At 67.3% G+C, this 13,682-nt stretch carries 13 protein-coding genes and 1 pseudogene; 7 read left to right on the forward strand and 7 right to left on the reverse strand.

Annotated features, from left to right (window positions below; all coding sequences use genetic code 11):
- Window positions 1-43: 43 nt before the first annotated feature.
- From MYXE_RS12275 to modA, 5 genes and pseudogenes are all read right to left on the reverse strand, one after another.
- A complete protein-coding gene (locus MYXE_RS12275) occupies window positions 44-322 on the reverse strand; it encodes a GlsB/YeaQ/YmgE family stress response membrane protein (protein ID WP_003921827.1) in 279 nt (92 codons plus the stop codon).
- A gap of 159 nt (window positions 323-481) precedes the next feature.
- Complete coding sequence (locus MYXE_RS12280; protein WP_085196218.1) at window positions 482-1,441, reverse strand: alanine and proline-rich secreted protein Apa; 960 nt, start codon at window positions 1,439-1,441, stop codon at window positions 482-484.
- 106 nt (window positions 1,442-1,547) lie between these two features.
- Window positions 1,548-2,662 (reverse strand): annotated as a pseudogene (locus tag MYXE_RS12285) (sulfate/molybdate ABC transporter ATP-binding protein).
- Window positions 2,659-3,402, reverse strand: coding sequence for an ABC transporter permease (locus tag MYXE_RS12290; protein ID WP_112650300.1), 744 nt, complete (start codon window positions 3,400-3,402; stop codon window positions 2,659-2,661). Before MYXE_RS12290 ends, MYXE_RS12285 begins: the two are co-directional and overlap by 4 nt.
- 63 nt (window positions 3,403-3,465) lie before the next feature.
- On the reverse strand, window positions 3,466-4,257 hold the full coding sequence (modA, locus tag MYXE_RS12295) for a molybdate ABC transporter substrate-binding protein (RefSeq protein WP_003921823.1): 792 nt from the start codon (window positions 4,255-4,257) through the stop codon (window positions 3,466-3,468).
- Window positions 4,258-4,474: 217 nt separating this feature from the next.
- On the opposite strand from modA, the gene MYXE_RS12300 reads away from it, so the two are divergent.
- The 3 genes from MYXE_RS12300 to MYXE_RS12310 all read left to right on the forward strand — a co-directional run bounded on the left by MYXE_RS12300 (window position 4,475) and on the right by MYXE_RS12310 (window position 7,616).
- Window positions 4,475-5,152, forward strand: coding sequence for an SDR family oxidoreductase (locus tag MYXE_RS12300; protein WP_085196281.1), 678 nt, complete (start codon window positions 4,475-4,477; stop codon window positions 5,150-5,152).
- 40 nt (window positions 5,153-5,192) lie between these two features.
- The gene (locus tag MYXE_RS12305; protein ID WP_085196222.1) at window positions 5,193-6,110 is read left to right on the forward strand and encodes an LLM class F420-dependent oxidoreductase; all 918 of its coding nucleotides are present in this window, start codon (window positions 5,193-5,195) and stop codon (window positions 6,108-6,110) included.
- A 120-nt stretch (window positions 6,111-6,230) separates the two neighbouring features.
- Window positions 6,231-7,616, forward strand: a complete 1,386-nt coding sequence (locus MYXE_RS12310; RefSeq protein WP_085196224.1) for an NAD(P)/FAD-dependent oxidoreductase — start codon at window positions 6,231-6,233, stop codon at window positions 7,614-7,616.
- Here MYXE_RS12310 and MYXE_RS12315 read toward each other — a convergent pair.
- Together MYXE_RS12315 and MYXE_RS12320 are read right to left on the reverse strand one after the other, a co-directional pair.
- Window positions 7,613-8,038 carry a PaaI family thioesterase gene (locus tag MYXE_RS12315; RefSeq protein WP_003921817.1) on the reverse strand — a complete coding sequence of 142 codons (426 nt, stop codon included), beginning with the start codon at window positions 8,036-8,038 and terminating at the stop codon, window positions 7,613-7,615. The two genes, MYXE_RS12310 and MYXE_RS12315, sit on opposite strands and share 4 nt — an antisense overlap.
- A gap of 160 nt (window positions 8,039-8,198) precedes the next feature.
- Window positions 8,199-8,972, reverse strand: a complete 774-nt coding sequence (locus MYXE_RS12320; RefSeq protein WP_232061603.1) for an iron reductase — start codon at window positions 8,970-8,972, stop codon at window positions 8,199-8,201.
- 222 nt (window positions 8,973-9,194) lie between these two features.
- Here MYXE_RS12320 and MYXE_RS12325 point away from each other — a divergent pair, with 222 nt between their 5' ends.
- From MYXE_RS12325 to MYXE_RS12340, 4 genes are all read left to right on the forward strand, one after another.
- A complete protein-coding gene (locus tag MYXE_RS12325) occupies window positions 9,195-9,611 on the forward strand; it encodes a BlaI/MecI/CopY family transcriptional regulator (protein ID WP_003921814.1) in 417 nt (138 codons plus the stop codon).
- Between the two features lie 14 nt (window positions 9,612-9,625).
- The gene (locus MYXE_RS12330; RefSeq protein WP_085196228.1) at window positions 9,626-10,576 is read left to right on the forward strand and encodes a M56 family metallopeptidase; all 951 of its coding nucleotides are present in this window, start codon (window positions 9,626-9,628) and stop codon (window positions 10,574-10,576) included.
- A gap of 99 nt (window positions 10,577-10,675) precedes the next feature.
- Complete coding sequence (gene gndA / locus MYXE_RS12335; protein ID WP_085196230.1) at window positions 10,676-12,136, forward strand: NADP-dependent phosphogluconate dehydrogenase; 1,461 nt, start codon at window positions 10,676-10,678, stop codon at window positions 12,134-12,136.
- A gap of 25 nt (window positions 12,137-12,161) precedes the next feature.
- Window positions 12,162-13,598 carry a GuaB1 family IMP dehydrogenase-related protein gene (locus MYXE_RS12340; protein ID WP_085196232.1) on the forward strand — a complete coding sequence of 479 codons (1,437 nt, stop codon included), beginning with the start codon at window positions 12,162-12,164 and terminating at the stop codon, window positions 13,596-13,598.
- Window positions 13,599-13,682: the final 84 nt, after the last annotated feature.

Raw genomic sequence — 13,682 nt, forward strand, 5'->3', positions numbered from 1 at the left:
GTCAATTGCCCAACGGGCTGCGGCTGCAAGGTGTCTGGTACGGCTACAAAGTTCGTGTGCGTGACGTGACGAGCTTGTAGATCAACAGCAAGATGACTGCGCCTATCAGCGCCCCGAGGAACGAGTGCTTGATCGGTGGGTGGATGTCGAAGTGGTGGGGCGCGAATACCATGCTGCCCAGCGTGCCGCCGACGTAACTACCCGCGATGCCGAGTAGCGCTGTGGCGATCCAGCCCATGGGCTGCCTGCCGGGCACGATAAGCCGCGCGATGAAGCCGACGATGAGACCGAGGATGATCATCCAGATGATGTGCAGGACCACGACCCGCTCCTTCGAGTTCTGCTAGCTAAGCCCGCGCAATGCCAGTCCAGTGCAGGCACCGCCAGTCGATGTATCGCGTCAGCGTAACGACTACGGTGCCGACGTGGGCGCGGTCGGTTTAACTGCAGTCGAAATGTTAGGTGGGAATTCGCGGTCCGCTCAGGTCGAAAGCGAGGCTGCCGGGGCGGGTGCGCCGGCCGGAGTCCCCGCGGGCGCCTGATTGGGCTGCGCAGGCGCGTTGGGAGGTGGGGCCCCCGGCGCCGCTGGAGCAGCGGGTGCCGGGGCTGCCGGAGCTGGAGCAGCGGGTGCCGGGGCTGCCGGAGCCGGCGGAGGCGTCCATGGGCGAATCGACTCGGCCAGCACCTTAGCGGCGGTCTTGTCCACCGGGTTGTTCGCGGTGCCGAGCCACACCACGAACCACCGCTGATTCTGCTGGTTTTGCTGCGCCCCTTGTCGGTTGCCGGATGCGGACGGACCGACCACGCCCGTCCAGATCTGACCGTTCGGCTTGCTGGTGTCGGAGAACTTCACCTCGTAATAGGAGGCGCTGCCGGACACACCGTTGCCGCTGAGCGGGGTGCTTTCCTGGTTGATCCGGGTCCCGGGGTACGGCATGAAGAACTCCCCCATGTCCGAGCCCAGCCGGGTTGCGGCCTTAGCGTTGTCGGGTTCGGCGCTGGCGTAGAGCTTTTGATCCAGTCGGCCGAGCACGATGCGGGTGTCGTTGGCGACCGGCGGCGGCTGACCCGGCGAGGGCGGTTGGCCAGTCTCCTTGCTGAGCAGCGCCGACCCGTAGTCGAGATGGCTGGCATCCGATTCCACCCAGCCCGCGGGAATGACGTAGCTGAAGCCACCGGCGACATTGTTGACCCGGCCGGCCTCGGCTGCGTTGGGATCTGCCGCGGGCGCGGCGTTGGGATCGGTTGCCGACGGAGCTGCGGCCGGATCCGCTGGCGGGGGTGCCGGGGCGTTGGTGCTCGGCGGAGCGGGCGGTGGATCGGCGTTTGCCGTGGCCGCGGGCACCGCAACTGTGATGGCGCCGGCACCGGTCAGCGCCGCGATCGCCAGCGCCGCCGCGACGCCCCTGTGGCGTGTTTGGTTCGGATCCCCCTGCTTCATGGCGAAGAACCTACCGTGTTACAGCCGTGACGCAAGTGCGTCCTGCTGAGAAGCGTGATTTCGCGTCGCGTGGCCACAGGGCAACTCGCCGCGCCCCACCGGCGACTCAGGCCGTGGGTTGCGGTGTCGGGCGCGTCGGATAGAGGGTCACCTCCTGCGCCTTGACCGCGAACCACACCCGCTGACCCGGGGTCAGCCCCAACTCCACTGCGGCGTCGACGGTGATATCGGCCGCCAATCCCGGGGCGCCGTCAGGCTGCTCCCCGCCCCGGACCCGCAGCGAACTTCCACGCGAATCCAGTTCGGCCACAGTCACTTCCACTGCGTTGCGGGGACTGCCGTGTGGCGCTTCCCGATACACGGCCACCGCAGCAGGCGCGAACACAGCCACCGCAGCCTGCCCACAGGCGAGATCCTCAGCCGCCGTGCCCTGCCAGAGCGCACCGGATCGCGCATGCAGTGCCCCGTCGGGCCCGATCGTGCCGTTGACCAGGTTGACTCCCGCGATGCGGGCACCGAAATGGCTGCGCGGCGCGGTCAGCACGTCAGCCACCGGACCGGTCTCGGCGACCCTGCCGGACTCGAGCACGAGCACCCGGTCGGCCAGCGTGAACACGTCCAGCAGGTCGTGGGTCACCAGCACGGTGGCACGCGCGTCGCGGCTGACAACCTTGCGCAGCACCGCGCGGACCGCGCCGCCGCGCCGACGTCGAGGCCGGCGAGCGGTTCGTCGAGCAACAACGCATCCGGTTCGGCCGCCAGCGCCCGTGCGATCGCGACACGCTGCGCCTGGCCGCCGGAGAGCTGCCGCGGCCTGCGGTCAGCCAGCTCCTCGGCGTCGACTTCGCGCAGCCAACGCCGCGCCGACTCCCTGCACCGACGACGCAGGCCGCGCCATCCCCGGCGCCCACTATGGCGCAGCCCGAACGCCACGTTCGCTGCCACGCTCAGGTGCGGAAACAGCAACGGATCCTGCGGCAACAGCCCGACCCGACGATTATGTGTTGCTATGTCAATCCCGGTCGCGGTGTCGGTGAGCACGCGCTCGCCCAGCCGCACCAGCCCCTCGTCAGGCCGGACCAGTCCGGCGATGACGTGCAGCGCGGTCGACTTGCCGGCGCCGTTTGGACCCAGCACGGCCAGCACTTCGCCCGGCTCGACGGAGAACTCCACATCGAGGCCCCGGTCGGCCACCACCGCGCGCAGCCGCAAGCCGCTCATGGTGCGACGCCGGCTCCGGTCAGCCGCCGGGTGCCGATCCCCAGCACCACCAGTGCGGCCACCGCCACCAGCAGGATCGACAACGCCACCGCCGCGTTGGCGTCAGTGACTCGCTGCAGATAGATCTCCAGCGGCAGTGTCCGGGTGACCCCTTGCCGGGAACCGGCGAACGTCAACGTCGCGCCGAACTCGCCCAGCGAACGGGCGAACGCGAGGACTGCCCCGGACACCAGGCCGGGCATCAGCAGCGGCAGCGTCACCCGCCACCACACCGCGCTGGGCCGGGCCCCCAATGTCGCTGCAACGAGCTCATAGTCGCTGCCCGCGGTGCGGGCCGCACCTTCCAGCGCGATCACGAGAAACGGCAACGAGACAAAGGTTTGCGCCAGCACCACCGCGGCGGTGGTGAACGCGATGTGGATGCCGGCGGCCTCTAAGTAGCGCCCGATCAACCCGAGCCGGCCGAACGCGTACAGCAACGCGATACCACCGACCACCGGTGGCAGCACCAGCGGCAACAACACCAGGGGCCGCAACAGCCGCACCAGCGACGCCGTGCTGCGGGCCAGCACGAGGGCCATCGGCACCCCGAACAGAATGCACAGCGCGGTGCTGGCGGTAGCGGTCTTGACGCTCAACAGCAGGGCGGTCTTGGACGAAGGGCTGGTAATCAATGACCAAAAGTGTGGCCAATCCACCTTGACGGCGATCGCCACCAGCGGCGACGCCACGAACGCCATCCCCGCGCCTGCGGGCACATACACCCAGCGCGGCAGACCGGCAGCCCCGTTCAACGCCCACCGTCAGGGTTTGGCAAAGCCCGCTTGGTGCAGGGCTTTCTGACCTGTCTCACCAGTCACCGTGTCGACGAACTTCTGCGCCAGCTGCGCTTGCAGCGAACGTTGCAGCACCGCGATGGGATAGACGTTTCGCGCCGCGGCTGCTTCGGGGACGCTCACCGTTGTCACCTTCGTGCCGGCGTTGATCGCGTCGGTGAGGTAAACCAGCCCGGCGTCGGCCTGACCGCTGGTGACCTTGTTGAGGACGTCGGTGACGTTGGGTTCCTCGCTGGCCGGGTTGAGATGCACGCCGGTGGTGTTCTCGATGCGCAGGGTGGCGGCGCCGCAGGGCACCGGCTGCTGGCATACCACCACGTCGAGCCCCGGCTTGGTGAGATCGGCGAACGACTCGACCTGCTTGGGATTGCCCGGGGCGGTGACGATGACCAGTGTGTTCGAGGCGAAATTGACCGGCTTGCCGGCCAGCAGTCCGGCCGTGGCGACCTTGTCCATTTGCGCGGTGTCGGCGGAGGCGAAGACGTCGGCGCTCGCGCCCTGGGTCAACTGGGTCGCCAGTTCCGAGGAACCTGCGTAAGTGATATCGACGGTGGCTCCGGGGTTCTCTGCCTTGAACCGCGCTGCGATCGTGTCGAACGTCGGTCGCAGGGATGCGGCGGCGAACACGAGAAGCGGCTTCGCCGCCGACGGCGACGACTGTGTGGTGGGCGAAGTGGACGGTGCCGTCGAGCGGCATCCCGTCAGCCCCGCCACCAGCAGCATGGACGCCAAACCCGCCAGCACCAATTTCCGCCGCATGAGAGTGCACCCTAACGGCAGGTGCGGCAGCTCGAGGACGCGCGGGCCGGAAGCGTCTCATCCAAACAGTGCCAAATAGTTATGTAACTGGTGTTTGCGCCAGGCGAGCCGGAGTTCCACCGCTAGCTACTGTCCAGTAACATCAATTGCGTACGCCACCACTCGCTGGAAATCGCCAGGTGCTTCGGTGGTGTTCAGCGTGGAACACGAGGAGGTCATGGCAGTGGAGGTGCTGGTCACCGGCGGCGACACCGAGCTGGGACGCACGGTTGCGGGAGGCTTCCGCGACGCCGGCCACAAGGTGACGCTGGCAGGCGCACGCCGCGACGATCTCGAAGTAGCCGCCAAGGAACTCGACGCGGATGCCATCGTGTGCGACAACACCGACGCCGCGAGCCTGGCCGAGGTTCGTGGGCTCTTCCCGCATCACCTGGACACCATCGTCAACGTGCCCGCCCCGCGCTGGGATGGCGGCGACCCGCGCGCCTACTCGCTGTCCGACCTGGGCCGCGCGTGGCGTCAGGCTTTCGACGTGACCGTGCTCTCCGCGGTGCTGACCGTGCAAACCGTGGGCGATCATCTGCGCTCGGGTGGCTCGATCATCGGCGTGGTCGCGGAAAACCCGCAGCCCGGCAGCGCCGACGCGGCGGTCAAAGCCGCATTGTCCAACTGGGTCGCCGGTCAGGCGAATGTGTTCGGCACCCGCGGAATCACCGTCAACGCGGTTGCCTCCGGGCGTGGCGTGCAGCCCGGCTACGAAGGACTGACCCGCACGCCACCTCCTGTCGCGGCTGAAATCACTCGGCTGGCAGTGTTTCTCACGACGTCTGCAGCGCGCCACATCACCGGCCAGACACTGCACGTCAGCCACGGCGCCATGGCGCATTTCGACTAACAGCCCAGTATTCGCGAGGTTGGCCCGCTACGGTACTAGCGTGGCTATCCGACTGGGACTACAGATCCCCAACTTCTCCTACGGCACCGGCGTAACCGAACTGTTCCCGACTGTCGTCGCACAAGCCCAAGAAGCCGAATCAGCGGGATTCGACGCTGTCTTTGTCATGGACCACTTCTATCAGCTGCCGGTGCTGGGTTCGCCTGACCAGCCCATGCTCGAGGCCTACACGACGTTGGGCGCATTGGCGACTGCGACCAAGCGAATTCAGTTGGGGGCCTTGGTAACCGGCAACACTTACCGCAATCCGGCGCTACTCGCAAAAATCATCACCACGCTCGACGTGGTAAGCGCAGGCCGGGCGATACTGGGCATCGGTACCGGCTGGTTCGAGCTTGAACACCGCCAATTAGGTTTCGAGTTCGGCACTTTCACCGACCGGTTCAATCGGCTCGAGGAGGCGCTGCAGATCGTCGACCCGATGATCAAAGGCGAGCGGCCGACGTTTTCCGGTACGTGGTACACGGCCGAACAGGCGATAGCCGAGCCGCGCTACCGCGACCGCATCCCGATTTTGGTCGGTGGCAGCGGCGAGAAGAAGACATTCTCGATCGCCGCCCGCTACGCCGATCATCTTAACATCATCGGCGGATTCAACGAGCTGGCAGGCAAGCTCGACGCTCTGGCCAAGCGGTGTGACGAAGCCAGCCGCGACCGTTCCTCGCTGGAAACCAGCATGCTGCTGACCGTGCTAGTTGACGAGAACGCCTCACCCGACGCCGTTCCCGACCAGATGAGTCAGCGCATGGTGGCGGGCGGTCCGGCCCAGATCGCCGAGCAGGTCAAAACGAAGGCGCTTGACGCAGGACTCGACGGCGTGATCATCAACATTCCGTTCTACCGCCCGGGGGTCGTCACCGCCGTTGCCGAGGCGCCGCGGCCGCTAGTCGGTTTGTAACCGAAACGGCGCTGCGCCGCGTCATGTGGCTGATCACACAGACGTCAACGCGGCCAGCGGCCAACCGTGCCGACTACGGTGTAACTGAACCGCAGTCGCCGTCAGGAGCAACGCCAACCTATGAGTGCCCACACCGAAGCCAGTGCTGCGCCCGGTCGTCGTCACCAGGTCGTCATCATCGGATCCGGATTCGGCGGACTCAACGCGGCCAAGAAGCTCAAGAGGGCCGACGTCGACATCAAGCTGATCGCCCGCACCACCCATCACCTGTTTCAGCCGCTGCTGTATCAGGTTGCGACGGGGATCATCTCCGAAGGAGAGATCGCCCCGCCGACGCGGGTGGTGCTGCGTCGACAGCGCAACGTACAGGTGTTGCTCGGCGACGTCACCCACATCGACCTGGCGGGCAGATACGTTGTCTCCGAACTGCTGGGCCACACCTACACCACGCACTATGACAGCCTGATCGTCGCGGCGGGGGCAGGCCAGTCCTACTTCGGCAACGACCACTTCGCCGAATTCGCGCCCGGCATGAAATCCATTGACGACGCACTGGAGCTGCGCGGCCGGATCCTCAGCGCATTTGAGCAGGCCGAACGCTCCAGCGATCCGGAACGGCGAAAAAAACTGCTGACGTTTACGGTCATCGGCGCCGGGCCGACCGGTGTGGAAATGGCCGGGCAAATCGCCGAATTGGCCGAGTACACATTGAAAGGCGCCTTCCGGCACATCGACCCCACCACCGCGCGGGTGATCCTGCTCGACGCCGCTCCGGCCGTCCTGCCCCCGATGGGCGAGAAGCTGGGCAAGAAGGCGGCCGCGCGGTTGGAGAAGATGGGCGTTGAAATCCAGCTCGGCGCCATGGTCACCGATGTCGACCGCAACGGCATCACCGTCAAGGACTCCGACGGCACAATCCGTCGCATCGAATCCGCCTGCAAAGTGTGGTCGGCGGGGGTCTCGGCAAGCCCGCTGGGCCGCGATCTCGCCGAGCAGTCGGGTGTCGAACTTGATCGTTCCGGCCGGGTCAAGGTGTTGCCCGACCTGACCATCCCGGGGCACCCGAACGTGTTCGTCGTCGGCGACATGGCTGCCGTCGAGGGTGTTCCGGGCGTGGCCCAGGGCGCCATCCAGGGCGGCAAGTACGCGGCCAACACGATCAAAGCCGAACTCGCCGGGGCCGATCCGGCGGCCCGTGAGCCGTTCCAATACTTCGATAAGGGTTCGATGGCCGCTGTGGCGCGGTTTTCCGCGGTGGCGAAAATCGGTCCGCTGGAGTTCGGGGGATTCATCGCCTGGTTGATTTGGCTGGTGCTGCACCTGGCCTACCTGATCGGTTTCAAGTCGAAGCTCACCACGTTGCTGTCGTGGACGGTGACGTTCCTGAGCACCCGCCGCGGCCAGCTCACCATCACCGAGCAACAGGCATTCGCCCGCACCCGCCTCGAGCAATTGGCGGTGCTGGCAGCCGAGGCGCACCGCGGTGAGACCAGGGTGGCCAGCTAGCTGCCCGGTTCAGCGTGGAGGTTCTGCAGGCGAACCTGGCCGCGGGCAACTGGCCTCTCGTCGGCGTCGGTGATCGTGACCAGCCACAGCTGCTGAAGTCGGCCGCGGTGCACCGGAGTGGCGGTGCCGTACACGGTTCCCGCGCGGATGGCGCGCAGGAAGTCGGTGTTGTTATTGACACCCACGACCGAGCCGCCGCCGTGCGCGTTAAGCCAGGCCCATGCGGACACGCTGGCCAAGCTTTCGATCATCGAGCAGTAGACGCCGCCGTGCACGATTCCCATGGGCTGCAACAGTTTCGGCTGAATCTCCAGCTGGGCTCGCGCGCCATCGGGACTCAATTCAGTGAAAGTCAGCCCGATCTCGTTGTCGAACGGGGCAGTGAAATCCGGCGGCAGCGCCGAGTCGGGCAGCGGGTGCACGCCCTTGTGTCTACACCATGGACCCTCCGATGCCGGCGACCGGAGGCCGGTAGACGCGGGCGAGCCCCGCGCCGATAGCACGGGGCTCGCCGATCGAGTTGACCGGGGGTCACTGCAGCCCTCAGGACTCTGCCACGGTCATTTCTGTCGCTCGACCCCCTCAGCATAGGCAAGGCTGCCCTAATTTGGCAAGGCTTAACGAAGGCTGCGAGCGCCGGCGCCGAAACGAGGGGCCTCGCACCGGCAGACCGAAGTCGACCAGCGCCTCGAGCACTGCCTGACCCCGCCGCATGCCGGTGAGCTCGCAGGTGCCCGCCAGCTGCGGCACTTGTGTGGCAGCCGTGACCACCGCCGACCCGACCAGCTGCCACATTGTCGCCAGCGGGATCGCCGCCGCGCTGACCGCGTGCAGTTTGGCGAACAACGGCGCCAGGGTGCGATGGCAGCGGTGTGCTACCCATACGGCGAGCGCGGATTCGCTGGGCAGCCGCACCACCGGCTCCCGCAATTCCGTGTCGTCAGCCAGCCCGCGCAGCGTGGGGTCGACGACCGCGACCCAGTCGATCGTGCCCTCGGCGTCGACATGGACCCATAGGTTCTCCAAGCCGGGGTCCCAGGCCCGTCCTTCCAGGACCACCAGGGCCACCACTCGTCCGATCACCGTGTGGACCAGGGTGTCTGCCAGCTGCCGGGCTGCGGCACGACGGTCCATGTCGGCGGCGGCATTGTCGAACATCACCTGCAGCCGGTCGGTGGTCAGCGCGGACGCCAGCGGCCACCATCGACGCCGGCAGACGTCGGCCAGGACCGCGACGCCGTAGACCCGCGGGCACGCTGGGTACAGGCCGCGAAGCCGCCGGCTTGAGTCATGCAGTGGCAGCGGGCAGTCGATGGCCATCCCGGCGATCAGCGGATCGTCGTTTAGCACAGGCACAACCACCTCCGTCGCTATATAGGTTAGGCTAACCATACTGATGTTGCGGACGCCGGCGCTGTGACGACGATCACACCGGCCGCGGTATGGCGGCGGTGTTCGGCGCGGCCTGGTGTGTTGGGTTGGGCTGCCGCGGGCGTGTGCGCAGCGCTGCGGTTTCGGTACGACCGTCAGTAGTAAGCGGCGGTAGGCTGTTTGCAGTTGCGGAGGAGATGACGAACCATGGCCAAGCTGACGCGTCTGGGGGATCTGGAGCGTGCCGTGATGGACCACCTATGGTCTGAGCCCGAGCCCCAAACAGTCCGCCAGGTCCACGAGGCGTTGTCGGCGCATCGCGATCTGGCCTACACCACCGTGATGACGGTGTTGCAACGGTTGGCCAAGAAGAATCTGGTCTCCCAGATCCGCGACGACCGGGCGCATCGGTACGCGCCCATGCACAGCCGTGACGAGCTGGTCGCCGGGCTCATGGTCGACGCGCTGGATCAGGCGGCGGACTCGGGCAGCCGGCAGGCTGCGTTAGTGCATTTCGTGGAGCGGGTCGGCGCTGACGAAGCCGACGCGCTTCGGCGTGCGCTCGACGAATTGGAAGCCGGCCACCGCAAAACCCCACCTGCTAGCGCGGGGCCGGAGGGCTGAGGGAGACTGGCAGCGTGTCCGCGCTGGCCTTCACCATTCTCGCGGCGCTGCTGGTCGGCCCGGTACCGGCCCTGTTGGCGCGTGCCAACTGGCCGCTGCGGGCTCCGCGGGCCACGGTCGTGTTGTGGCAAGCGATCGCGCTGGCCGCGGTGCTTTCGGCGTTCAGTGCTGGTATCGCGATTGCCAGCCGACTGTTGATGCCCGGCCCTGACGGGCGGCCGACTGCCAGCGTCGTCGGCGGTATCGGGCGGCTCGGCTGGCCGTTGTGGACGCTGTACGTCGGCGTGTTCACCCTCACCGTACTGGTCGGCGCGCGACTGGCAATCGCGGTGCTGCGGGTAGCGATCGGCACCCGGCGGCGGCGTGCTCACCACCGCATGCTGGTCGACCTGCTCGGCGTCGCCGGCCACGGGGTGCCCGCCCGGGTCGGCGCGAGGGCCCGCGACCTGCGCATCCTCGGGGTGGCGCAACCGCTCGCTTACTGTCTGCCCGGTGTACGCAGCCGCGTGGTGCTCAGCGAAGGCACGCTGGCCACCCTCACCGACGCCGAGGTCGCGGCCATTCTCAGCCACGAGCGCGCACACCTGCGGGCCCGCCACGACCTGGTTCTCGAGGGATTCACCGCGGTGCACGCCGCGTTTCCCCGGCTTGTGCGCAGCGCCGGGGCACTCGATGCCGTGCAGCTGCTTGTCGAGCTGCTCGCTGACGACGCGGCGGTGCGCACCGCAGGACGCACTCCCCTGGCCCGTGCGCTGGTAGCCTGCGCGTCCGGTCAGACGCCGTCGGCGGCGCTGGCCGCCGGCGGTCCCAGCACCGTGCTGCGCGTGCGCCGGCTCTCGGGGCGGGGTAACAGTCGCGCGCTGGCCGCGGCGGTCTACGCGGCCGCGGCGGCGGTGCTGGTGGTGCCCACGGTCGCGTTGGCGATCCCGTGGCTGATCGAGCTGCAGCGGCTGTTCATCGCCTAGAGTGACGGCTTTGGAATACGCGGGGATGGCCGAATCGTGCTGTGCCACAGTGTTCGGTGAAAGGCTTGACGAAAGCCCCGAGCCTGAGAGGCGAAACAGATGAGCTCGTCGCGATCTACCGCCGCTACTGTTGGCACCGCACAGATCGGGGTCACCGGCTTGGCGGTGATGGGATCGAATGTCGCCCGCAACTTCGCGCGCCACGGCTACACGGTCGCAGTGCACAACCGGACCGTCGCCAAAACCGATGCCCTGCTCAAGGATCACGGTGCCGAGGGCAACTTCGTGCGCAGCGAAACGATCCCGGAATTCCTTGCCGCACTGGAAAAGCCGCGGCGAGTGCTGATTATGGTCAAGGCCGGTGAGCCCACCGACGCCGTGATCAATGAACTCGCCGACGCGATGGAGCCCGGCGACATCATCATCGACGGCGGCAACGCGCTCTACACCGACACCATCCGCCGCGAGAAGGCGATGGCCGAGCGCGGGCTGCACTTCGTCGGCGCCGGCATCTCCGGCGGCGAGGAAGGTGCGCTGAACGGCCCGTCGATCATGCCCGGTGGGCCGCCGGAGTCCTACAAGTCGCTGGGGCCGCTGCTTGAGGAGATCTCCGCCCATGTGGACGGGGTGCCGTGCTGCACCCACATCGGCCCCGACGGCTCAGGGCATTTCGTCAAAATGGTGCACAACGGCATCGAGTACTCCGATATGCAGCTCATCGGCGAGGCCTACCAGCTGCTGCGCGACGGGTTGGGGATGACCGCACCGCAGATCGCCGATGTCTTCAGCGAGTGGAACACCGGCGACCTCGACAGCTACCTCGTCGAGATCACCGCAGACGTGCTGCGCCAGATCGACGCCAAGACCGGCCGGCCGCTTGTCGACGTCATCGTCGACGAGGCCGAGCAGAAAGGCACCGGGCGCTGGACCGTCAAGTCGGCCCTGGACCTGGGGGTGCCGGTCACCGGCATCGCCGAAGCGGTGTTCGCCCGCGCGCTGTCGGGATCGGTGGCCCAGCGCAAGGCCACCACTGGGCTGGCGTCGGGCCGGCTCGGCGAAAAACCAAGTGATCCTGACACTTTCACCGAGAACGTCCGCCAGGCTCTCTACGCTTCCAAGATCGTCGCGTATTCGCAGGGCTTCAACCAGATCCAAGCCGGCAGCGCTGAGTACGGCTGGGACATCAATCTGGGCGACCTGGCGACCATCTGGCGCGGCGGCTGCATCATCCGGGCGAAGTTCCTCAACCGGATCAAGGAGGCCTTCGACGCCGACCCCAACTTGGCCAGCCTGCTCGTCGCGCCGTATTTCCGCAGCGCCGTCGAATCGGCGATCGACAGTTGGCGCCGTGTGGTGTCCACCGCCACCCAACTGGGTATCCCGATCCCCGGGTTCTCCTCGGCGCTGTCGTACTACGACGCGTTGCGCACCGAGCGTCTGCCGGCGGCGCTCACGCAGGCCCAGCGAGACTTCTTCGGCGCGCACACCTATGCCCGCATCGACGCCCCGGGGAAGTTCCACACGCTGTGGAGCGGTGACCGCAGCGAGGTACCCGCCTAACACCTATGGGGGACAATCGATATCGATGAGGTTCCTTGACGGGCACCGACCCGGCTACGACTTGACCTACGACGACGTCTTCATCGTGCCCAACCGCTCCGACGTGGCGTCGCGGTTCGACGTCGATCTGTCCACCTGCGACGGTTCGGGCACCACGATCCCGGTGGTGGTCGCCAACATGACCGCGGTGGCGGGCCGCCGGATGGCCGAGACGGTGGCCCGCCGCGGCGGCCTGGTCATTCTGCCGCAAGATCTTCCGATCACCGCGGTGGAGCAGACGGTGCAATTCGTCAAAAGCCGGGACCTGGTCGTCGACACCCCGGTGATGCTGGCTCCCGACGATTCGGTTTCCGATGCCACCGCGCTGATCCACAAACGCGCCCACGGCGCCGCCGTCGTGGTCTTCGAGGGCCGGCCGATCGGGTTGGTGACCGAGGCGTCGTGCGTCGGTGTGGATCGTTTCGCCCGGGTCCGTGACGTTGCCACCACCGACTTTGTCACCGCGCCGGTGGGCACCGACCCGCGCAAGGTGTTTGACCTGCTAGAGCACGCGCCAATAGACGTGGCGGTGCTGACGGCCGAGGACGGCACCTTGGCTGGGGTGCTGACCCGGACTGGGGCACTGCGAGCCGGTATCTACACGCCAGCCACCGACGCGGCCGGCCGGCTGCGCATCGGGGCGGCGATCGGCATCACCGGCGACGTGGGCGCCAAGGCCCAAGCCCTGGTTGACGCTGGCGTCGACATTCTCGTCATCGACACCGCGCACGGACATCAGGTCAAGGCGTTGGATGCCATCAAGATCGTCTCGTCGCTGGAGTTGGGGGTGCCGCTGGTGGCGGGCAATGTGGTGTCGGCTGAGGGCACTCGGGACCTGGTCAGCGCGGGCGCGGATATCGTCAAGGTCGGCGTTGGCCCCGGCGCGATGTGCACCACCCGGATGATGACCGGCGTCGGACGCCCACAGTTTTCCGCTGTCGTCGAATGTGCTTGTGAGGCAAGGAAACTCGATCGCCACGTGTGGGCCGACGGCGGGGTCCGCCACCCCCGGGATGTGGCGCTGGCGCTGGCGGCCGGTGCGTCGAACGTGATGATCGGCTCGTGGTTTGCCGGCACCTACGAATCGCCCGGCGATCTGATGCGCGACCGCGACGACCGGCCCTACAAGGAGAGCTACGGCATGGCGTCCAAGCGAGCGGTGGTGGCCCGCACCGCCGGCGAGAGCGCGTTCGACCGTGCCCGCAAAGCGTTGTTCGAGGAAGGCATTTCGACGTCGCGGATGGGGCTGGACCCCGACCGCGGCGGAGTCGAGGACCTCATCGACCACATCACGTCCGGGGTGCGCAGCACCTGCACCTATGTCGGGGCGTCGAACCTGACCGAGCTGCACGAGCGGGCGGTGATCGGGGTGCAGTCGCCGGCGGGCTTCGCCGAGGGCCACCCGTTGCCATTCGGCTGGTGAGCAGTATCGGCAGCGGTATTGGCTACCATGTGTAACTTCACACGCGCCGCATCGAGGGAAAGGGACGTCGTGCCGCAGGCACCC

Origin of the sequence: Mycobacterium xenopi, from assembly GCF_009936235.1 — a bacterium.
Classification (GTDB): Bacteria; Actinomycetota; Actinomycetes; order Mycobacteriales; family Mycobacteriaceae; genus Mycobacterium; species Mycobacterium xenopi.

Coding starts and splice junctions, on each gene's coding strand:
- MYXE_RS12280 (WP_085196218.1), bottom strand. CDS start 1,441: ATGAAGCAGGGGGATCCGAACCAAACACGCCACAGGGGCGTCGCGGCG.
- MYXE_RS12290 (WP_112650300.1), bottom strand. CDS start 3,402: ATGGCGTTCGTGGCGTCGCCGCTGGTGGCGATCGCCGTCAAGGTGGAT.
- modA (WP_003921823.1), bottom strand. CDS start 4,257: ATGCGGCGGAAATTGGTGCTGGCGGGTTTGGCGTCCATGCTGCTGGTG.
- MYXE_RS12300 (WP_085196281.1), top strand. CDS start 4,475: ATGGCAGTGGAGGTGCTGGTCACCGGCGGCGACACCGAGCTGGGACGC.
- MYXE_RS12310 (WP_085196224.1), top strand. CDS start 6,231: ATGAGTGCCCACACCGAAGCCAGTGCTGCGCCCGGTCGTCGTCACCAG.
- MYXE_RS12325 (WP_003921814.1), top strand. CDS start 9,195: ATGGCCAAGCTGACGCGTCTGGGGGATCTGGAGCGTGCCGTGATGGAC.
- gndA (WP_085196230.1), top strand. CDS start 10,676: ATGAGCTCGTCGCGATCTACCGCCGCTACTGTTGGCACCGCACAGATC.
- MYXE_RS12340 (WP_085196232.1), top strand. CDS start 12,162: ATGAGGTTCCTTGACGGGCACCGACCCGGCTACGACTTGACCTACGAC.